We start from the raw sequence: 22401 nt of genomic DNA on the forward strand, positions 1-22401 counted from the left end.
GCAGGCCAAACGCTGATGAAGACTGACGCCCAGGGGCCGATCAGAAGTGGTGGATGTAACGCACCTGCAGCCGCGAACCGTCCGGGCGGTTTTCCACGTCCTGTTCGAAATAGGCGTTGAACACCAGGTGATCGTCCTTGGAGAAGCTGTACATCGCCCCCGGCCCGATGGCCCAGACCTTTTCCCGGCGCCCGGAGACTTCGTGGCCGTCGACCCGGGTGTCGCTGATCTGCTTGAGCCAGTAGCCGTTGATGCCCAGGCGCAGTTGCGGGGTGACTGCGTAGTCGGTGGCGAAGTTGGCATGCAGGGCCTGGCCGGCCTGGATATCGCTGGCATCGCCGAAGCCGTAGCCGGGGTCGTGGTTCTTGAAGTTGTACAGGTAGTGGGCACGCACCGAGGCCGTCCAGTTCGGGGTGAACCAGTAGGTCGCCGCCCAGTACGGGTTGAACGACACCGCGTTGTTGCCCGGGTTGATGTCCTTCTTGTCGCTGTACTCGCCGGTGGGCAGGTTGACCTGCAGTTCGATGCGGTGCACGAACTGCGGACCGTCCTTGCCCATGATCGGGTCGAACTGGATGAACGGGCCGATCAGCAAGTCGCCGACCCCACCCTGGTCCTTCAGGGCCGCGTTGTCGAGGCCATCGTCGACCTTCATTTTGGTCACGATGGGCAACAGGGTGTTAAGGCCGAGGCTGGCGTTGCCCAGGCGCAGGTCCGAGAGGTAGCTGACCTGGGTGACCGAGACCTGGTAATCCAGTGCGGTCTTGGGCAAGCCCAGCTTGTCGCCGTTCTTGTCCACCAGGCGGTTGGCGCTGTAGTTCTGGAAGTACTGCTGCAGGTACCAGCCCGGCCCCGCCGGCAGGCCGCCGTCGAGAAAGCTGGTGAGGCCGAGGTTGACCACCGGCAGGTCATAGGCCTGGGCGGCACCACTGCCGAGCGCGAGAGCACAGGCCAGGTTACGGATGTTGTTCATGCAAGGCTCCTAATGTTGTTGTAAGAGGCAGGAGACTCAACGGCCGAGTTCGGGGTGCGCGACAGCGACCCGATATTGCCCGGCGTGGAAGACCAGCGGTTCTCCGCCGCTGTGTCGGTAGTGCTCGATTTCACCGAGGAAGATCAGGTGGTCGCCGCCCTCGTACTGGGTCAGGTTGCGACACACCAGGGTGGCGATGGCGCCGTCCAGCAGCGGCACGCCCGCTGTCGCCTCGACATGCTCGATGCCAACGAACTTGTCCGCCGCCGGCCGCGCAAAGTGCCCGGACAGGCCATGCTGGTCGCTGCCCAGCACGTTGATGGCGAAGTGGCTGGCGGCGAGGAAGTCGTTCACGCTCGGCGCGGTGCGCGCCAGGCTCCAGAGCACCAGCGGCGGGTCCAGGGACACCGAGGAAAACGAGTTGGCGGTCATGCCGACCTTGCGCCCATCGGCGCCGCGGGTGGTGATCACGGTGACGCCGGTGGCGAACTGGCCGAGCAGGTTGCGCAGGGCGCGGGGCTCGCTGCTGTCGGCGGCGATCAGGTCGAGGGGCAGGTTCATTGCGTTCATATCCATCACTCCTCAGGCGGCCACGGGCGAAAGCTTGGCGATAAAGGCCTGGCAGGCCTGGGCATCAAACCACCACGGGGCGAAGCGGCGCGGATCGTCGAAGTTGTTGGCGATGACCGAAGCCAAGGCCTGCGACTGGCCAGCCGCGCCGAGCAACTGCAGCAGGTGCTCAGGCGGTGGCAGCAGCATGCTGTTGGTCCAGCCAACCACGTGCTGGGCATAGTCCCAGTAGCGTTCGAAGGTCTGCACCATCCACTGCGGGCTGAACGGCTGGTCGCCGTGGGCGAGGATGGCGTCGAGGTAGACCTTGCTGCACTTGGCGGCGTTGTTGGAGCCCTGCCCGGTGATCGGATCGTTGACCACCAGGGCATCGGCCATGCCGAACACCGGCAGGCCCGAGGGCAGTTCCAGCACCGGCTTGCGTACCATCGGCGTGAAGCGCCCGGCCAGCACGCCGCCGGCGTCGGTCAGCTCGACATGACGGCAGCGCTCGGCTTCCCACGGCACATAGCGGCGCACGATCTCCAGGCTGCGCTGCAGATGCTGCTCGGGGGTCTGCACGTCCTGCCAGCAGTCCATCGGGCCACCGGGAATGCCTTCGAAAACCATGATTTCGCACGGACCGCTCAGGGTCAGCGCCGGGAACACGAAGTACTCGCCCACTCCTGGAATCAGGTTGAAGGCCACCCGCGAGTACGGCGACATCGGCGTCATACCCTTCACATAGGTCAGGGCCAGGGCCCGCTGCGGCTGGTTGAAGCGGGTGCGCTCGGCGTCCTTGGGGAACTGGTTGACGATCTCGCCCTTGCCGGCGGCCAGCAGCACCAGGTCGTGGCTGGCGGCCAGGCGCTCCAGTTCCACGATGCCGACGTCCTCGATCTTCAGCTCGCCGCCACGGCGGACGAACTCGTCCATCCACGCCGGCATCTTCAGGCGCTGGTCCACTGCCTGGGCGTAACGCTCCAGGCGCGCGCTCCAGTCGATCAGCTTGCTACCCGGTTGCTGCGGATTGGGCACGGTCAGGCCGATGCCTTCCACGGCGGGGCACTGTTCTTCCCAGAAGTTCAGGCCCAGGTCGCGTTCGGTCTGCAAGGCGGTGTTGAACATGCATTGGCTGGACATGACCTTGCCGGCGCGGATCTGCTCGGCGGTGCGGTTAGTGGTGATGCTCACCTGGTAGCCCTGGGCAAGCAGCCCGAGGCCCAGTTGCAGGCCGGCTTGTCCGGCCCCGACGATAGCGATGCGACGCATGGAGTGTCTCCTGTTGTTCGAATGTCTTGAAGAAAAAGCCCGCGCACCCGGCGCGAGAAAAACGGTGCTATTGGGCCAGCCGCGCAATGGCGGGCTGGTTGCGTTCAGGTCCCATCACCGAGTAACCGCCATCCACCGCGTAGTCCGCACCAGTGACGAAGCTGGCCGCCGGCGAACAGAGGAAGGCCACCACCTGGGCCACTTCGGCCGGATCGCCGAGGCGTCCGAGCAGGTGATAGTCGGCGGCCACCCGATCAGCCTTGGCGCGGTCGCCGCCACTGACTTCGGCGATCACCCGCGACCAGGTCCAGCCCGGCGACACCGAGTTGACCCGGATGCCATCGGCGGCCAGGTCCATGGCCATGCACCGGGTCAACTGGTGCAAGGCGGCCTTGGACACCGGGTAGAGCCAGCGCCCGGTCTGGGCGCAGCCGGCGGAAATCGAGGTGAAATTGATCACCACGCCGCCGTTGACCTTGAGGTCGGCGTGCACCGCACGCACCAGTTGCACCGCCGACACCAGGTTGATGTCGAGGGCGCGCAGCCACTCGCTGCGATCGGAGGCGATGCCCTGGTCGAGGTAGGTGCAAGCCAGGTTGATCACCAGGTCGATCCGGTCCCAGCGCTGCCGGACCTGCCCCAGCGCGTCGCCAAGAGCGGCATCGTCGGTCAGGTCCACCGCCACGAACAGGCCGTTGTCGGCGAAGCCCGCCGCCACCTCGGCGCCCCGGGGATCGATATCCAGCAGCGCCACCCGGGCACCGGCGGCGACCAGCGCCTCGGCGACAGCGGCACCGATCAGGGTCGCGCCGCCACTGATCAGCGCCACCTTGTCTTGCAGGTTCATGGACATGGCTCAGCCCTCGATCGGCAGGTCGGCGCTGGCGGCCCAACTGGGCATCAGCGTGTTCGAAGGTAGGCTTTCATCGAGCAGCTTGTGCGCGGTCACCGCCCCGGCCACCGGCAGGCCGGCAGGATCGAGCAGGCCGATCTGCACCAGCACGCTGGCCTGGTCCCAGTAGATATGCTCGTGATAGAGCTTCGGCCCGCGGAACTTGACCACACCAAGCATCGGGATCTCGACAAAACGCCCCGTGGGTGCGACACCCGGCAGCAGCCAGTCGATCTCGCGGTCGTGGGTGAAACTCATGATGAACTCATCGACGATCTGCGAAGCGCCCACGGTGCGCGAGATCGGCGTCAGGCTCATGTCCTGCGGATTGCCATGCACGAAGTGGTAGCGATAGAAACGCGCCAGCTCGCGGGAGCCGACGCCACCGGTCATGGTCGGGATATGGTTGACGTAGGGCTGGGGCACCATGGTCGCCATGGTGGCGGGTACGTCGCGGGTATCGAACTCGTGGCGGATATGTTCTTCCCACAGCGCCGAGAGGTTGTAGTCCGGGCCGATGGTACGGCGCAGCGCGGCAATGGTGCGCTCGTGGGCGAGCAATGCCGAAGGCTTGTGAAAGTGATCGCCGGCAGGACGGGCGAAGGCATGGTCGACATTCGGGTAGACGTAGGCTTCGGTGCCCGGTTTCTGCTGCAGCGCGGCGATGATCGACTCACGGGCGTCGGCCTGGCAGAACTGATCAAGTTCAGCAAAATGCAGGACCAGACGACCGCTCAGGCCTTCCAGTTCAGGCAGGGCCTGCTCGATGCCCACCCCGTAGTAACCGACGGCGCAGGCCACTTCCGGCAGGCGACAGGCGGCGAGGTAGGCAAGCTTGCCGCCCAGACAGTAGCCGACCACGCCGAGACCGTCTGCGCTGCAAACGTCCAGACCACGCAAATGGCGCAGGCTGGCGGCAATGTCGCGGATGCCGTGGCTTTCGTCAAAGGCCTGGTAAAGCGCAAAGGCGCGCTGGAAATCGGCTTCGTTGTAGCCCAGATCGACCCCGGCCTCCTGGCGCCAGTACAGGTCCGGCACCAGCACCGTGTAGCCTTCCTCGGCCAACTGGTCCGCCACTTCGCGCATGGCGGCGTTGACCCCGAAGATCTCCTGGCAGAGCACCACGCCCGGGCCGCGGCCATCGATGGACGTAGCCAGGTAGGCCTGGAACTGCTCGCCGGAATCCGAGCGGACGTTGACATAATGTCCCTTCATTGCGATGTCTCCAGTCGTTGACGTGGGGACATCTTCAGGCGGTTGCGCGACTGGCGCTGTCCGCTGGCTGCGTGAAAAGTCCGCAGGCTGCGAAAAGTTTTCGGCGGGTGCTATTCATCACGACGTGGCCCCCATCGGAGTGGGTTTAGCTGCGCATAGGCACGTCAGTACACTGCAAGAACTTCGGGTTCGCTACTCCTCCGCGTGGCTGGCTGCTTTCTCGGCATGAGCACGCCTGGCTCGGTGTCTAGGGCGCTGTTGGAGCGGAAAGACAGCACCGTTCTTTCGCGAAGAAAATAAATTCGTTCCTAATGGCACTTCAAGATGGGTGTCAGGCACGGCTCGGTCGTAGCCAGTGCATGAGAAAACGGGCTAAACCGATCAGGTTGAGTTGGAGGACAAATCCTGCAGTTAAAAACAGCAGGGCGTGGTGGCTTTTGACCTTGACTCGAGACCGGCTAATGGGCGTCCCCGTTTCTACGCAAAAAACTGAGGATGGCTGACCCGTGCAACTGATGCCCTGGAACAAGATGTTGCGATGTTGCTGTGGCGGTGTTGGCTCGATGTAGAACGCAAGATAGGCGTACAGACACCGGCGATCAGCGCTACGATCGCCGCCGTGCTGAGGTCATAGCGCTGGAGATTCCACATCAATGCCAGAAGGCGCTATTGGCTAGGCGAGGGGCAACTGGAGACAATAAACTTTTTCCACTCCGACAAAGCCCTCTCAAAATCATCAATATTCATATCTACAAAATAATTCTCGTCATAGTGAGAGTATATTCTAACTCGATCCAAATTAAGATTTGTCCCCCAACAATCTCGCCCCCACTCCCCATCCCTAATTTCTCCTGATCGTACCGAATTCACGACTAAAAGACCGTGATCAAGCCATGGGACAGTCTCAAGATACGGTATCCCACCGTCATCCATTAACAGGCATGCTAGCAAATCAATCCCAGCTTCATTACAGACATCGGAACTACAATGGGGAACCAGCTCATCAAAAGACTCCCCCCAAAAAAAAGATATCTTCATATAAAGCCTACATCAATAGATAAAGAGTTACATCGAAGCTCAAATAACCTGTGACCTTAACCCCACTCGGAGTAACACCTTTCCACATGTCCCCGTTTCTGGAAAATAAATCCGTCCCCGCTTCCCGTCCCGCCCCCCAAAAAGCTGCTCTCTCATATACCCTTCAAACTGCTCAGCTTCGTAACGAAAATAGTCATAACCCTGCACAACACCTGACTCTATCAGTGCAAAAACCTGCTTGGCGATATCAAAATCTTGAGAAATCATCAGATACCCTCTGGGGTCATATGCGACTCTTTCATAGCAAAATGCGTCAAAATGGAGGACGGATTTATTTTCACACGCCCCCGTTTCCGCAGGATTCATAAAATAGACAATCATAAAATAAATTCGTCCCCGTTTCTCCGCAAGGGTTCTAGCTTCTCGATATCTTTCCAACCCGGTGCAAGCCCAAGTGATTGCATGTATTTTTCAAAAACCGTTCCTGCCAGGTCGGAAACGGGCTGATCTTCAAGCCATACTGAATCGCATTCGAAGCACATTAAGAAATGATACTCGGGCATAGTTTTAAGCTGAACACGCCAAACAACATCTTGCAGACAGAAGGGACAGAGTTTCATTTCGGGAAAGCCGTAATAATTTGCGTTGTACCATCGCGAACCACAATCTGAATCGAAGCTTGTCCGCTCGTTCCGACTTGCCGCCCCATGTCGACAATCCATACACGGTTGCCGTTGGCTTGTAGCGTACCAGGCCAAACCTTTGAGGACCACGCCTCATCAACAAGACCAACAACCTGCTTTCGGCCCACACTGAAGAGTGAAAAAACGGTGACGAATTTATTTCCCCGTAGAGTAGAAAATAAATCCGTCACCGTTTCTACTTTTATTTTAACCAGAGCATTAACGAACCATGACATCTCCAGAAATATCAACGCGCTCAAATAGATATACAGACTCGACTGGACAGTCAGGGTATACCCATTCCCCCCAGTTCTTAATTAGCCAACTGACAGAGATACCATGTTCAACAGATTTACTCTCAAGAGGCAACTGCACAACAACCAACCCAGACTTATTTCCAGACGATACGACTATAGAATGCCCATAATTTCCATCAGGAAAATCAACAACCATGAATTCCACCAAATCCTCATACGGCCAGCATGCGGGCAGGCGAAGAATACTCCCTCTTGACACTGTAGAGCTTGCACAATCAACCAACTTAACTCCCAGCATCAATCAACCCTCAAAAACGGAGATGGATTTATTTCCCAGAAGGAGCAAAACAGGGACGGATTTATTTTCCAGCAGAGTATAAAATAAATCCGCCCCGTTTCTCGGAGCGCTTATTTACGACTATCCCCGAAACCAAGCTTCGGCCAAGGTCAGTACGTATTCATTCTTCTCTTTCAGCTCAGGCACTTAGGTGTTAAGTAAATGCCTTTCGATTCTACTCTTTGAATTTCAATATACGAAATTAGTCTTCACCTCTTCACCACGCCGGCAAGACATAATAAAAACAGACCACTCCTCCCCCCTTCCAACAGAGTTAGCCTTGAGCTCTCTCAGTAATCGATAAAGTATCGCCCCATTATAATCCCGCTCCGCATCTGTTACTTCAACCCCATTATTCTCAACTGAAAGCTGCTCTCTCATATACCCTTCAAACAGCTCAGCCTCGTAACGAAAATAGTCATAACCCTGTACAATACCTGATTCTATCAGTGCAAAAACCTGCTTGGCGATATCAAAATCTTGAGCAATCATCAGATACTCTCTGGAATCATACGCGACTCTTTCATAGCAAAATGCGTAAAAATGGGGACGAAATGGAGAACGGATTTATTTTCACACGTCCCCATTTCCGCAGGAATCATAAAATAGACAATCATAAAATAAATTTGCCCCCGTTTCTCCGCTTCTCGCTCTCTGGAAACAGGTAGTGCGCCCCTTATCACAAGAGAGAGACAACTTTTGCCCCCAAACCTTCATGAATATACGCGACCATCACCGTCGTCCCAAAGCAGACTTTCTTCACTTTCCGCTTTCAGTTAAAACTCTTAGGTGTTTAGTAAGAGCCATTCAAATCCGCCACAACTCCGCCTATCTCAATCTTTAAATCGATCCTCCAAAAACTCTTGACACACCATTTCCCTCAATACCTTTTTTACTTCAGCCAGAAAATAAGAAATCTCTTTCCTTGACTCACAAATTGTCATATCCGATATTTCACCATCCTCAAACTTTTCCATGACAACTCGCATACAATCAGCATAAACCATTAATTCCCCCTCCGACACTTTAAGATCAAAAAGCGTCACGCTACCCACGCACTCTTTTTTCAAAATATCCACAATCACCACCTCACATAATCAGAGAACTGCTCACTAAATTTCTTCAACTCATCCTGAGTCGGCCTAATCCACCGCCCCTCCATGATCCGATTATTTGTATTACGCTCCGGATTACTATAAGTGGTAACAAGCTCTCCATCAGCTTCCAAAATATGGATACGACCATTAGCACCTCTAACAACCCAGCGCCCATCGTCTTGAAGAAGAATATCTGCCGGACGCGATGTTTGAACATCATTGATTACCGCACCCGTTGCTCTCCCTTCACCACCTCTAATTTTAGCATGCTCTCCCTGTGTAATTTTAACACCACCAGTGCTGTATACATTGCCTGGTGAAGGTAGATCGCTATCACCTGCTGGAGAGGTATAGCTTTCCCCCCTTGGGTCCACAATCTGGCTGCCTCCGGTGGTGGGTACTGTCGTTGGCTCCTGAGTGCTTCCTCGCTATTCTCCCCATATAGCGAAACATTGCGTTCCCACTGGTCATAGGTTTTCCCAGGATCCAGTACAGCCCCTACTGACGTACCCGAAGCATACAGGTCCGTCCGGCTCTCCTTGTCCTTGGTAACCTCGTACGCCTTCCCGACATCGCGGTTAAGCCCTTGAGTTGAGTCTCCGCCCGTTTCGGCATCCTTACGGACAATGATGTCCCCTGCACCTACGGTTGCCCTGACAATTTGCTCTCTGTCTTTTTCGTAATTCCAACCACTGACACTCCAGCCAGTCTTCCCTTCCTCGCCTTTACCTGTCTGGCTAGGGTCCTGAGCAGTACCACCAGAACCGCTCTGGTTATAGCTGCCACCGACATTCAGGTAGTAACCATGTTCCTTGTCCTTACCGGCAATATCACTGAAACCCAGTGTTCCAGTATCCAGCTTCAGGTTTCCGTTATCAGCAGCGATCAACGCCCCATCAATCTGGGTGTGATTTTCAGTGCGGATATCGACTTTTTCTTTTCCGGTAATACTGGTCTGTTGATCGACCCAGTTGGTCTTGCCAGTGGTTGCTCCATATCCCACCGAACCACTTACGCCGGCACCCGGACCAACGGTAACCGTTACATTGATATCGAACTCTTTGCCTTTGACGGTACCGGTATCCGCGGCAGACGAGACATTCAGATCACCACCCACACGACCGACCACCTCATCCCCACGCAAGGTGGCACCAGAAACGTTGGTATCTTTTCCGCTGGTGAAGCCCAGGCGATCTCCCGCATATAAATATGCTTCCTGCTGGCGCTCACCTTCACGCTCGAGGTTACCCTTGCCCAGGCTGACACTCGCGTACACGCCAACCCCTTCGGAGCCGAAGGTCAGACCAACCTCTCCGCCACCACTGCTCCTGTTGTTTTCGCTGGAATAGCCATTCTGAGCTGAGCGAATGTTCAATTCGTTGCCAGCCTTGAGGTCGATGTCACGTCCAGCCTTGACCTGGGTACCGATCAGATTCAGGTCGTTGCTTGCCTGCAGGTTGACGTCCCGCCCTGCTCCCAACTGAGTGACCGTCGAAGTCCCCTGGCTGCTGTCGCCGCTGGCTACACCATGACTTCCACCAACACCGACTTTAAAACCACCGCTGGTGCCTCCGTGAATACCACCCCAGCTCTGGCTTTCGCGGGTTTCCTGGCTGACGCTGCCCTTGGCTGCATCCAACACCAGATCTCGTCCCTTGATATTGATGTCACGCCCGGCATCCAACTGGGCACCACGGACCTGCACATCATTGCCAGCCGACAGGTTCAGGTCATTGCCTGCGCTAAGCGTCGAGGAACGATTGGTTTGCTCCACGACCTGCTGACTATTGCTCTGCTTGCTATTGCCGAATTTCACATCAGCCGTGGGTCCAGAGAGGAACTGACCAACAGAGTCCACCGCCTTGAGCGTGCTTGACCCCTTGCTGACATTGTCTTCACCCTTGCCAGCTCCACTTACGGCATTCTTTGTATTGCCGTAGTTGTGATTGAGGGTCATGCCAAGACCGTTACGCTCGGACTCACGCTGCTGCTCAATCAACTGACTCTCACGAGCCGCGTCGATATTGATGTTTCTCCCGGCAGCCAGATTGATATCGTGGGATGCCTTGAGGTCCGAACCAACCTGATTGATATCCCGCTTGGCATTGATTGCCAAATCCTGACCGGCACTGATCTGACTCGCAGCGGCAGTCTGCTGCTCCAGGCGATTTTTCTCTTTAGTGCGTTCGGCGCCGATAAACATGCTCACGCCATTGTCATCACCCGAAACACCAATACCCGCGCGCTTGTCCTTCTTCCAATCCTGCTCAGCACTGCTGTTCTGCGCAGCAACCACATTCACATCGCGCCCAGCATTTAACGCGACATTGCGCCCCGCCTTGACCCCACTACCGCTGATATTGATATCGCGCTCAGCCTGCAGGCTCGCATCGCGATCAGCAGTCACCTGGCTGCCCACGCTGGTGCTGCTTTGCGCCTCTTTCCCGGCCGCCTTGGCCGAGGAGATGGAAATAAAACCACCCGAGACCGAAAGACCGGTTTTCTTCTTGTATTGCTCGCTGCGGCTGTACGCCGTGTCATTGGCCGATACAAGGTTGATGTCACCGTCCTTGTTGACCACGCCAGCATGCAGTTCAACATCATTGCCCGCCGTCGCCTCGCTGGCGCGCAAGCGGATATCGTTCCCCGCAGCGACCACCACATCATTGCCAGCCTCCAGCTCGCTACCGACCTGGCTCGCCGTGGTTTTCAGCTCGCTCTTGCCACTCTTGGAAAGCCCAAGGAACCCGGACTTGGTCTTCTTGCTGTAGGAACCATGTTCCTCGACACCCGACAACACGGCGACATCGCCCTGGGCCGCGACCATCAGGTCATCATGAGCCTTGAGCTGGCTGCCGATGATCGTGACATCACGACCGCCGTTGATATTCATTGCACCATCGGCGCTTTTACTGGCATTGATGGTCAGGTCCTTGCCAGCCTCCACCACGGAGGCGACGTTGGTACTGTCATAGCTCTCGACCTGCTTGCTACTGCTGCTCCCAAACGAGCCCTTGCTCTTTTTCGAGTAATAGTAGGAGCTTTCATCCTTCGCCGAGGCGATGGTCATGTCCTGGGCCGCGTCCAGTGCAACATCACCACCGGCCGTGATACGGCTGGCAATGACATCCAGGTCCTTCCCTGCGTCGATGGAAATGTCCCGGCCGGCTTTCAGCTCGGTGGATTGCTGACTGACACTACGGGTTTCCAGGGTTTTCTTTTTGCTGCGTGAGGCAAACTCGCTCTCATTCGCAGCAGACTCGAGATGAATATCCTCCCCCGCAGCAAGCGCCATGTCGCGCTTGCTTTCGAGCTTACTGGCAATCGCACTGATGTCGCGCCCGGCACTGATGGACAGATCCCGACCGGTAGTGACCGTCGCGCCATGCTGGGTGATTTGCTGGCTGAGGTACGAGTTGCCACGAGCATCCGTGGTGCGCTCGGCAATAGCATTGACGTTGACATCACGCCCCGCGCTCAGCTTCATATCCGCGCCGCTGCTAATCACCGATGCGTTATTGTTGATATCACGCCCGGCACCGATGCTCATGTTATTGGACGCTTCGATGCGGGCCGCGCTATCCAGGATGTCACGATGCCGGGTGCTGGCACCGTAGCTGGAGTCGAGGTGGGTGACGTCACGCTGGTTGATTACATCGCCTCGGGTCGCATTCAGGCTGACATCACGACCGGAGATAATGCCCCCGGACTTGTTGACGATGTTGTTGCCTGCCAACAGGTCCAGGCGGTTGCCTGCCTCCACTAGCCCACTGTTGACCAGGTCATTGCCAGCCATGGCCGACAGGTTGTTGCTGGCGCGCAGGGTCCCACTGTTGTTCAGGTCCTTGCCCGCAATCAGCGTAACGTCCGAGCCCTGAATCAACGCCCCATTCGGCGCCAGACGCCCCGTGGCCTGGGCCAGATAGAGCACCGGCACCAGGACCTTTTCGCCATTCACTTCGTGTTCTTCAAGCCAGACGATGTCGTGGGTCAGCGCCGCGACCTGCTGGGAGGTCAAGGTCACCCCCACTGCCAGATTGAGCTCCTGCTTGCTCTTGATGGCATTGTCCATCAAGTACTTGTACAGCCCCTCGTCGGAGTTCTGGCCGTCGATAAAGCGCTGGCCGGTGCGCGCCACCACCGCCTGCTGGATCAGTTTCTGCTCGTAGAAACCATCCCCCAGACGCTTGGCGCTGTTGTCCGGGTCGTAACCCAGGTTGGACAACAGATAATCGGAACTCATGAACTGCTTGAGCTCGGTGAGCACCGGGTTGGTTTCGATCAGGTATTTCTGCGGGTTGGACTTGCCCGACATGTCCGGCAACCCCTGGACCCGAGACAGGCTCGATAGGCCGGTGGCCGCACCAGACACGGGAGCAGTAGCGATCGCCGGCACCATCGGGGTACCCCCGGGAATGACGGCTACTACCGGCTGCTGGGCAGCAGCAACCTGAACTGTGTCCATCTGGGCGATGGCAGAACTGTTGCTGTTATGGCCCGGCAGTTGGAGAACGCTATTGCCGTTATCGCCCGGTGAAGCAACGTTGATGACGCTGGCACCGGCACCACTTGCAATGGCCTGGCGGGAAGCCTGGCTCAGTTGCCGATCAGTCGCGATGACCGGTGCGCTGTCACCCACCTGGACATTGCGAGCCTGGACATCCGGCTGGGTCTGCTGCCGCTGTGCGGCACCCACCTGGGCACCGCCGATACTCCAGTTCTGCGGCGCTGTATTGGCCTGAGTCACCTGCTGGGTCGAACTACCCTGCCCGCTAAGGCGGAACAGACCATTCTGCCCGGACGGCAGGGCGAATCCTGGGAGGGTCAGAGGATTGACCTGCTGCTGGGCATGATCCGACGGCAGTTGCGAATTCACCACCACCAGGGGAACCTGGCTGGCACCAACTGTGGTGTCGATGGAACGACCATCAACGGCGCGTGCCGTCTTGAGCACACTGATGCTGCTGATATCGTTCTTCGCGTTGAGCTTGACGGCACCTCCGGCCTGAATCACCGCAGGCGCGACGATAGCGCCATTGGTATTGACTCTGATCGGATCGTTGATACCGGCAAAGAGCGATGGGCTGAACCTCGACAACAAGGCGGCGTAGGCCGCTTCATCAACCTGACTGCCCTGGGGATGGGCCTGGTTGTAGCTGGCCACAGCCTGGACCATCTGGTTGTACTGCGCCTTGGACACCTTCGGATTTGCCGTGACGACGCGGCTATCAGTTCCCGCAGCGCTCAGCGCTGCCTGGTTGAGGATATTGTTACTCTGGATCGACAGATCGTTGGTGGCAGACACCAGGCTATAGCGGTTGGTGAAATTCGTACCGGTAAAGCTCAGGTTACGCCCGGCGCTGAGAGTCGCTGATGGCGAATTCTCATCGACCACGCTTTCGACCGTACGAGTCAGGGTCAGCTCGGGACGCCTGTCGCTCCAGCCACCGGAGCAGTGCTGCACACAGCGGATACTGACACCCACCGAGGTCAGCTTCTGGGCTGCGCTGAATTTCTCACGCTCGTTGAGCAGTTCGCCAACGGCCAGGGTCATGTCGCCAGTGCTTTGAATACGCCCTGATGTGTTGCGCAAGCTCTGCGCGGCGGTGCCAGCGGAAAGCCCCCCAACCGTCATGCCACCCAGACTGAAGAACTCACCATAGTTGTTGGTGAGACTACCGACGTTGAACGTCGAGTCTTCACCGCTGAAAACGAAGCCACTGTTATTGATATCACCGATAGCGTGGTCGTTGAGCAGGCTGCGAGTGCTGATCACCAGAGCCTTCGAGGCCGCCAGGGTGCCGATGTTATGAACAGTATCGGCAGTGATAATCAGGTCGGAGATTGAAGTCATGCGCCCCTGGTTGGTCAATTGCCCGCCGACATTGATCGCGGTATCACCGCCGCCGGCAATGCTGCCAGCGCTGCCCAGACTGACCGAGGCTGCATTCAGGCCCAGCGTCCCCTGAGTGCTGTAGCGGCCGTTACCGCCATAGCTGCCGCTCAGGTTCAAACTGGCCGTACCATCGCTGGCGATCAGACCATCGTTGTTCCAATTGCCGCCGCTGCCAGTCAGGCTGTCAACGGCCAGCAGTTGCCCACCTGCCGTCTGGTTCAGGGTGCCGATGTTCAGCGTCAGTCGGCCAGCCTGGATCACGCTGCTGTTGGTCCAGTTGTCCATCGTCAGGGTGAGGCCGCCGCGGGTCACTACGTTGCCGCCGGCATTGAGCAGGTTGGCCGTGGCAATATCGAAGGTGCCGACGCCCCCGTGCTGCAGGCTGCCGCCCTGGTTCTGGAAACCACCGACGTTCAGGGTCAGGTCGCTGTTGGCGGTTTCCAGTTTGCCGTTACTGTTGTCGAACAGGCCGCCGATCTGGAAGTCGGTCTTGCCGCTGGTGCCCAGGGCGCGCAGTTGGCCGGTCTGGTTGTCCAGGCTGGCCGCGCGTACGCTCAGGGTGCTGTCACTTTCGATGATGCCGAGGCGGTTGTTGAGGGCGCCATTGAGGCTCAGGTCGATGCGCTGACCCGCGATCTGGCCATCGTTATCGCCGCTGTTGTCGAAGTTGTTGCCGGTGACCTGCACCAGGCCCTTGGCATAGACACCGCCGTTGCGGTTATCGAAGTCGGCGGTGGTGATCAGCGTATCGCCGCTTTGTGCCGAGATCCGGCCGCCGTAGTTGTCGATGCCGCCCAGCGCACTGAGGTTCAGGCGCTGGCCTTGGATAATGCCGCCCTGGCGGTTGTTGTTCAGGTCGTAGCCGTTTTTCAGCACACCGACGATGCGGGTTTCCAGCGCGCCCTTGAGGCTGCTCAGAGTGCCACCGCGGTTGTCCAGGTTGGCGGCGCTGGCGGTCAGGTTGCCGTTCTGGGCAATCAGCTTGCCGCTCTGGTTGTCGATATCACCGGCCACGGTCAGGCTCAGGGCGCCCTGCCCTTGCAATGAGCCCTTGCCGTTGGCCAGGCTGGCGGCGTTGACGGTGAGGTCGCCGTTCTGGCTGTAGATCAGGCCATCGGCGTTGTTCTGCACAGCACCGGTGCTGGTGATCTGCAGGTTGCCATTGGCAGCCACGGTGCCGCGATTGCTGTTGTCGAGGCTGCCGGTCAGCAGGCTCAGTAGCCCCTGGCTGACCAGTTGGCCGCCCTGGTTGCTGATCTGGCTGCTGCGGCTGATCACCAGCGGGCCGGCGCTGGCCAGCTTGCCGCTGTTGTTGATCAGGGCACCGAGCAGGTCGAGGGTGACCGCGCCATTGCCGGTCAGGGTGCCGGCGCTGTTATCCAGGCGAGTGCCGGTGAAGCCGATGGCCTGCTGGGCGCTGATGCTGCCGGCGTTGTTCAGGGCCATGGCCTGGAGGGTCAGGCCCGCGCCGCTGTCGATGGAGCCGCCCTGAATATTGTTCAGCAGACCGGCGACGGTCAGCTTCTGCTCGGCACCGCTGGAGAGGATACCGGCGCTATTGTCGAGGCTGTCGGCGTTGACGGTCAGGGTTTGTTGACTGACCAGTGCACCCATATTGCCGTTGAGCAGTGCACCGCTCAGCGTTACATCCAGGTTGCCGTTGCGGCTGGACAAGGTGCCGCCGTTACGGTTGTCCAGGCTGGCACCTGTGACGCTCAGGCCCTGCCAACCGGAGATCAGGCCACCCTGGTTGACCAGGCTGCTGCCGGTCACGCCCAAGCGGTTGTTGCTGATCAGCTTGCCGTTGCTGTTGTCCAGGTTACGACCGACGACGTTGAAGCTCTGGCTGCTGGAGAGTTCGCCGTTCTGGTTGTTCAGGTCGCGCAAGTTTGTGAGGGTCAACGGGCCCTTGGCGTTGAGCAGGCCGTTGCGGTTGTCGAGGTCGCCACCGGTCAGGCCGACAGTGATCGCTTGATCGCCCAGCAGTCGACCACCGTTCTGGGTTACGCCGGTGAGCGCCAGAACGATATCGCCCTTGGCCGAAACCTCACCGCCATTGCTCGAGTCCAGATGGGTGGCGTTGATGCTCAGGCCACTCTGACTGTTGATCAAGCCGTTGGCACTGTTATTCAGGGCCATGGCGTTCAGAGTCACGGCTGTTTTGCCGAGCAGGGTTCCGCCCTGGTTGTTCAGGTCGCCACTGTTGATTGTCAGCGCCTGGGCAGCATTGATCAGGCCCTGGGCCTGGTTGCCCAACTGGCCGGTGGTGGTCAGGTCGAGGTTGCTACGGCTGGTCAGGGTCCCGCTGGCGTTATCCAGGCTGGCCGCGCGAACATCCAGTGCCGCGGCCGCAATCAGCCCCTTGAGGTTGGTCAGGGCCTGGTTGACCCGCAGGGTCACTGCCTGATTGCTCAGGAGTTTGCCGTTGTTGTTGTCCAGGCTGTCGGCGGCCAGGGTGAAGGCCTGGGCGCTGGATATTTCGCCGCCCTGGTTGTTCACGCCCTTCAGGTTGTTGAGTATCAGGGACGGCGCATTGATCAGGCCATTCTGGTTGTTCAGTTGGCCGTGGTTCAGGTCCAGGGTCAGGGCACTGTTGCTGAACAGCTTGCCACCCTGCTGATCGAGGCCCATCACGCTGGCAGTCAGGGCCTTGTCGCTGCCGATGCGACCGCCCTGGTTGCTGACCTGTCCGGCCGTCAGCGTCAGGCTGTCAGCACTGGTCAGGCTACCGGCACTGTTATCGAAGGCACCGGTAGTGACGCCCACTGCGCCCTTGCCGCTGATCATGCCTTGGGCGCTGTTGTCGAGGCTGGCGCTGTTGACGGTGATGCTACTGTCGCTGACCAGGCGTCCGCCCTGGTTGACCAGAGCAGTGCTGGCGTTGGCCGTCAGGGTGCCGGCACTGGACAGGCTACCGGCGGTGTTGCTCAGCTTGGCGGCACTGACATCCAACTGCCCTTCGCTACTGATCAGGCCCTGGCTGTTGTCCAGATCACCGGTGAGGGTGAGGCGGCTGTCCTGCCCGCTGATCAGCAGGCCATGGGTATTGTCGAGGGTCTGGCCGTCGAGGCTCAGGCCGGTCTTGCCCTTGAGCAGGCCCAGGTTGCCGTTGAGGACCTGGGCGCTGTTCAACGTCAGGCTGGTCTCGGCCAGGACCTTGCCGCCATCGCGGTTATCCAGGCGGCTGGCGGTAATATGGATGTCCGCATTGCTGGACAGCTCACCGGCGCGGTTGTCGATCTGGTCGACCTTGAGTTTCAGCGCTTTTGTCGCCCCCACCAGACCGTTCTGGCGATTGTCCAGAGAACCGCCAGTCAGGCCCAGATTGCCTTGGGTGATCAGTTGACCGTTCTGGTTGTTCAGGCTGGCAACGGTGGCGGTGATATCGCTCTTGCCGGAAATCGCACCCTGGCTGTTGTCCAGGCTGTCGGCGGCCAGCAGGATGGCGCCGTCGGCGATCAGGGTACCGTTCTGGTTGATCAAGGCATCGCGGGTGCCCAGGTCAAGCAGCCCACGACTGCTGATCTGCCCCTGGCTGTTTGTCGAGGGCGGCAGCCGAGATCAGGCCCTTGACGTTGCTCAGCGCCTGTTCGATGCGCAGGGTCAGGCCCTGGTTGCTCAGCAGTTTGCCACTGCTGTTATCCAGGCTTTGGGCCGCCAGAGTGAACGCCTGGGCGCTGGAAATCTCACCGCCCTGGTTGTTCACGCCCTTGAGGTTGTTCAGCACCAGCAGCGGGCCGTTGATCAGGCCGCCCTGGTTGTTCAGTTGGCCGTTGTTCAGATCCAGGTTCAGGCGGGTTTTACTGAACAGTTCACCGCCCTGCTGGTCGAGGCCGGTGACATTGGCAGTCAGGTCCTTGCCGCTGGCAATCCGCCCGGAGGCGTTGTTGACCTGGGTGGCGGTCAGGTCCAGGCGATCATCGCTGGTCAGACGGCCGTCCTGGCTGTTGTCAAAAGCCCCGGTCGTGACGCGGGTCGCACCCAGGCCACTGATCCGACCTTTCTGGCTGTTGTCGAGTCGCGAACTGGCCAGGGTCAGGCCATGATCCGTGAGGATCGAACCGCCCTGGTTGAGCAGCGCACCGAGGCTGTCGATGGACAGGTCACCGGCACTGCCGAGTTGCCCGCTGCTGTTGTCCAGGCTGCCGGTCTTGAGGCTCAAGGCACCTTCGCTGCTGAGCAGGCCGGTGTTGTTGAGCAGCGCGCCGTCGAGGCGGATATCCACTGCGTTAAGGCTCGAGAAGGTGCCGCCGGTATTGTCCAGCGAGGTACCGACCAGGCTGGCGCTACCCTTGGCAAAAAGCCGACCCTTGGTCTGGTTGATCACTTGCGCCACGGTCAGGGCAAGATCGGTTTCGGCGAGCAGCTTGCCGCCGTCGCTGTTATCCAGGCGCTGCGCGCTCAGCTTGACCTTGCCACGGGTGCTGGACAGTTCGCCGGCACGGTTGTCGATCTGGTCGACATCGAGGTTCAGGTCCTGGATGCTGGCGACAGTCCCGCCATTGCGGTTGTCGAGGCTCTTGCCGGTCAGCAGCAGTGCGCCTTGGGCAACCAGTGCCCCGCCTTGCTGGGTCAGGGTCTCGATGGTGGCGGTCAGATTACTCTGGCTGGCGATACGACCCTGGGCGTTGAGCACTTCCTGGACCTTGAGCGTAACCGGACCTGTGGCGCTGAGCAGGCCACCGCTGCTGTCCAGGCGAGTGCCTTCATAGCGCAGGGCCGCCTTGCCGAGCAGGTTGCCCTTGTCTCGGTTGTCCAACTGGTCGACCCGTAGCTGGACGTCCTGGTCAGCCTGGATCAGGCCGCCACGGTTATCGGCCGAAGCGCTGCGCAGGGTCAGTTGATCCTTGCCGGCCACGCTGCCGCCGCGGTTGTCCAGACTACCGGCGTTCAGGTCGATCGCACCCGTGGCGCGCAGCTTGCCTTGTTCACGGTTGTCGACAGCGCCACTGACTGTCGCGGTCAGAGCACCGCCGGCTGCCAGCACGGTACCGGCCGCACGGTTGTCGAGGCTCGCTGCGTTGAGGGTCAACGCCCCTCCGGAACCCAGGATGCCGCCCTGGTTGTTCAGAGCACCGCCAAGGTCAATGTTCAGTCCCAGATCACCCGTCACCTGCCCTTGGGTGTTGTCCAGGCTGGCGGCTTTGAGCGTGCCCTGACCCGCACTGGTCAGGCTGCCATTGAGGTTGCTCAGTGCACCCTGCACCACCAACGTCAGGTCGGCATCACTGCCGAGGGTGCCATTGCGGTTATCGAGGCTGCCAGCCTGCAGATCCAGACCGTTGGCCGAGACCAGTCCCCTGACGTTGCTCAGAGCCTGATCGATGCCCACGATCAGCGCCTGCTGGCTGATCAGCTTGCCGCGGTTATTGTCCAGGCTGCGGGCAGCCAGGGTGAAGGCTTGATCACTGGAGATCTCACCGTTGCGGTTGAGTACATCCCTGAGATTTTTCAGCGCCAGCGGGCCGACGGCGTTGATCAGGCCGTTCTGGTTATTGAGCAAACCGTTGCCCAGGTCCAGGTTCAGGGCGCCGCTGCTGAAGAGCTTGCCGCCCTGTTGGTCAAGGCCCGTGACTCGCGCGGTGAGGGCCTTGCTGCTGGAAATGCTACCGGCATTGCCGTTGTTGAGCTGGGCGCTGGTCAAGTCCAGGGTATCGCCGCTGACCAGGTTGCCGCCCAGGTTGCTCAACGTACCCTGGCTATTGACGGTCATTGCGCGAACGCTGGACAGCTGGCCGCCGTTGTTGTTCAGGCTGCCAGTGTTGACTGTCAGGCCATTGGCCGAAAGCACACCGTGGGTATTGTTCAGCCCCTGATGGATCGACAATGCCAGGGAGGCATCACTCAGAACCTTGCCACCGGCACTGTTATCCAGGCTGTCAGCGGCCAGGGTGAATCCTTGCTGGCTGGAGATCTCGCCATTCTGGTTGGCAACACTGGACAGGTTCTTGAACAGCAACGCACCGGCGCTGTTGATCAACGCATTGCGGTTGTCGAGCTGCCCCTGGTTCAGATCGAGGGTCAGACCGCTGATGCCGGTCAATTGGCCCTGGTCATGCTGGTCGAGTGTGCTGACCGTGACGGTCAGCGCCATGGCACTGGTGATCCGGCCGCTTTCGCTGTTGTCCACCAGACCACTGACCAGGGTCAGATTATTGTCGCTGCTGAGCAACCCGGACTGATGGTTGTCCAGGCTGGCACTGTTGATGACCGTGGCGCCCTGGCCCTGTATCCTGCCACCATGATGATTGGCCAAGGCACCAGCACTTGTCAGGCCCAGGGTGCCCAGGCTGGTGATGGTGCCCTGCTGGCTGTTGTCCAGCGAGGCGGCATTGAGTTGCAACTGCTGTTGCGCGGACAGCCGACCGCCCTGGTTGTTGAAGGCTCCGCTGGCCTTGATATCCAGCGCGGTACCGGCCGCGATCAGACCGGCCACGTTATCCAGGCTCGCAACCGTCAGGGTGACTCCGGCCAAGCCGGAAATCTCGGCGGCGTTATTGGTCACCGTGCCCAGGTTGGCAACCAGTTCACCGTTGCTGTTGACCAGCCCGCCCTGGGTATTGAGCAATTGCCCGGTATTGATCGTCAGGGTGCCGCCACTCAGTAGCCGGCCCTTGTTCCGGTTATCCAGAACCGCGGCGCTGACCACGGTCTGGCGCTGGCCACCCAGGGTACCGCCCTGGTTATTCAGGCTCTGGCTCGTGGTCACGGCCAAGTCACGGCTGGCGATCACGCTTTTGCCGGTGTTGTTGAAGTTCTGCGCCGTGATACTGATGTCGCCTGCGGTGTTGCGGCTGTTATCGGCGTTGACCCCGGCTTCGATGATGCCGTTGTTGGTCAACTGCCCGCCGCTGCTCAGGGTGATGCGATCCTTGGCCACCAGATTGTTCTGGCTGGTCAGGTCACCCTGGGTGGTCACATCCAGGGTGGTGCCGGCATAGACCGCCCCCTTGGTTTCCAGACTCTGGGCCTTGACGTTGACCGCACCGGTCGCCGCCGTGTCGACCATGCTCAGGTGGCCGTTGGCATCGAGCTGGATATCGCCACCGCTGGCAACCATCTTGCCGTCGAGTTTTACCCCGACACCGGCTTCGGTACCGACCAGTTTGATCGCACCGGCATACATCCCACCCAGCGCCGAGGAGTCGATCGCCAGTTGCGGCGCAGTGGCCGGATCAGCCGCCCGCGCGGTGGCCTTGAGGGTCTTGGCATCGACGTCGCTGGCACCGGCGATGATCGCCAGATTCTTGGCCTGGATCTCGGCATTGAGCTTGGCCGAGCGGGTGATGATCTCGAAGCGGTCGATGTTGTTGGCGTTCAGACCTGCGCCTTCGATGGACACACTGCCCTGGTCGACCTGATAGCGGCTGACCTGGCCGTTTTCCACCACTGGTTTACCGGTGGTCAGCGTGGCTTGCGGCGTGTTGATGAAACCACAGCCGTTACAACTGATGCCGTACGGGTTGGCAACGATCACATGGGCCGACTGCCCCGCCACTTCGGTGTAGCCGCGCAACTGACTCGGGCTGCCACCGTTGACCTCATTGAGGATGGTGGAAGCGGCACGCCCGTTGAGGTTGCTGTTGCCGAGGATGATCCCGCCCAATTGCGTCGACTGAGTTCGGTCAGTCGCGTTGTTGAGGATGACGCCCTGGCTGCCGACGTTGTAATCGTGGAACTGGTTGTGCGACAGACCCGCGCCGTTCGGTGCGGCAATGTTGACGATAGGCACGCCGTTGCCCGCCTGACCCAGCGTCGTCCCCGGTGCGCTGACCACGATGCCGTCCGCCTGCGCCCACAACGGCTGCCAGAACATGACGTTCGCCAGCAGGAACGCCAACCCGCGCTTGGGCAGGCCCAGAAAGTGGTCACGTTTTTTCAGGGCAGCAGAAGGCTGGCCTACGAGGAAGGCAAACTGGCGAACGTCCATGTCAGAAATCTCGGCGATCCACGCACAAAAACGGGGCCTATTGTGTCAATGAAGACACAAACTCCACGCTTTTGTACTGAATAATATCAAAATGATTACAAGATATTAATTTGCCACCATCCTGGCGTCAACAACCTGACGAACCCGTCACATAGGGCGTCCTTGGACGCACGGGGCTCCTGGAGTCCCGGTCTACCACACTGCCTACAGCCGCCACCCAATCGTGTTCCCGCCCTAATCGGTGTGATAACTTTTAAAGACT

General features: G+C 59.4%; 12 protein-coding genes. All 12 read right to left on the reverse strand.

The annotated features are described in order from the left end of the window. Positions 1-40: 40 nt before the first annotated feature. The 12 genes from BLU37_RS25945 to BLU37_RS30085 all read right to left on the reverse strand — a co-directional run bounded on the left by BLU37_RS25945 (position 41) and on the right by BLU37_RS30085 (position 22139). Entirely contained in the window at positions 41-973 is a 933-nt protein-coding gene (locus tag BLU37_RS25945) for a SphA family protein (RefSeq protein ID WP_090210199.1), read from the reverse strand. Between the two features lie 36 nt (positions 974-1009). Beyond that, positions 1010-1543, reverse strand: coding sequence for a flavin reductase family protein (locus BLU37_RS25950; RefSeq protein ID WP_090210201.1), 534 nt, complete (start codon positions 1541-1543; stop codon positions 1010-1012). Between the two features lie 12 nt (positions 1544-1555). Continuing rightward, complete coding sequence (locus tag BLU37_RS25955) at positions 1556-2794, reverse strand: styrene monooxygenase/indole monooxygenase family protein (protein ID WP_090210204.1); 1239 nt, start codon at positions 2792-2794, stop codon at positions 1556-1558. Positions 2795-2861: 67 nt separating this feature from the next. After that, positions 2862-3647, reverse strand: a complete 786-nt coding sequence (locus BLU37_RS25960; RefSeq protein ID WP_090210206.1) for an SDR family oxidoreductase — start codon at positions 3645-3647, stop codon at positions 2862-2864. A 3-nt stretch (positions 3648-3650) separates the two neighbouring features. Further along, the gene (locus tag BLU37_RS25965; protein WP_090210208.1) at positions 3651-4901 is read right to left on the reverse strand and encodes a dienelactone hydrolase family protein; all 1251 of its coding nucleotides are present in this window, start codon (positions 4899-4901) and stop codon (positions 3651-3653) included. A gap of 1077 nt (positions 4902-5978) precedes the next feature. Next, complete coding sequence (locus BLU37_RS25975) at positions 5979-6320, reverse strand: hypothetical protein (RefSeq protein ID WP_090210210.1); 342 nt, start codon at positions 6318-6320, stop codon at positions 5979-5981. 235 nt (positions 6321-6555) lie between these two features. Beyond that, positions 6556-6858: a hypothetical protein gene (locus tag BLU37_RS29165; RefSeq protein WP_157696414.1), complete on the reverse strand. Its 303-nt coding sequence runs from the start codon at positions 6856-6858 to the stop codon at positions 6556-6558. Further along, complete coding sequence (imm45, locus tag BLU37_RS30080; RefSeq protein WP_090210212.1) at positions 6842-7177, reverse strand: Imm45 family immunity protein; 336 nt, start codon at positions 7175-7177, stop codon at positions 6842-6844. The genes BLU37_RS29165 and imm45 overlap by 17 nt, the downstream gene beginning before the upstream one ends. A gap of 228 nt (positions 7178-7405) precedes the next feature. After that, the gene (locus BLU37_RS25985; protein ID WP_090210214.1) at positions 7406-7708 is read right to left on the reverse strand and encodes a hypothetical protein; all 303 of its coding nucleotides are present in this window, start codon (positions 7706-7708) and stop codon (positions 7406-7408) included. A 341-nt stretch (positions 7709-8049) separates the two neighbouring features. After that, the gene (locus BLU37_RS25990) at positions 8050-8295 is read right to left on the reverse strand and encodes a hypothetical protein (RefSeq protein WP_157696415.1); all 246 of its coding nucleotides are present in this window, start codon (positions 8293-8295) and stop codon (positions 8050-8052) included. Between the two features lie 241 nt (positions 8296-8536). Beyond that, complete coding sequence (locus tag BLU37_RS29630) at positions 8537-17692, reverse strand: hemagglutinin repeat-containing protein (protein WP_090210218.1); 9156 nt, start codon at positions 17690-17692, stop codon at positions 8537-8539. Between the two features lie 19 nt (positions 17693-17711). After that, positions 17712-22139, reverse strand: coding sequence for a two-partner secretion domain-containing protein (locus BLU37_RS30085; protein ID WP_090210220.1), 4428 nt, complete (start codon positions 22137-22139; stop codon positions 17712-17714). Positions 22140-22401 lie beyond the last annotated feature (262 nt).

Source organism: Pseudomonas asplenii, assembly GCF_900105475.1.
GTDB classification, from domain to species: Bacteria; Pseudomonadota; Gammaproteobacteria; order Pseudomonadales; family Pseudomonadaceae; genus Aquipseudomonas; species Aquipseudomonas asplenii.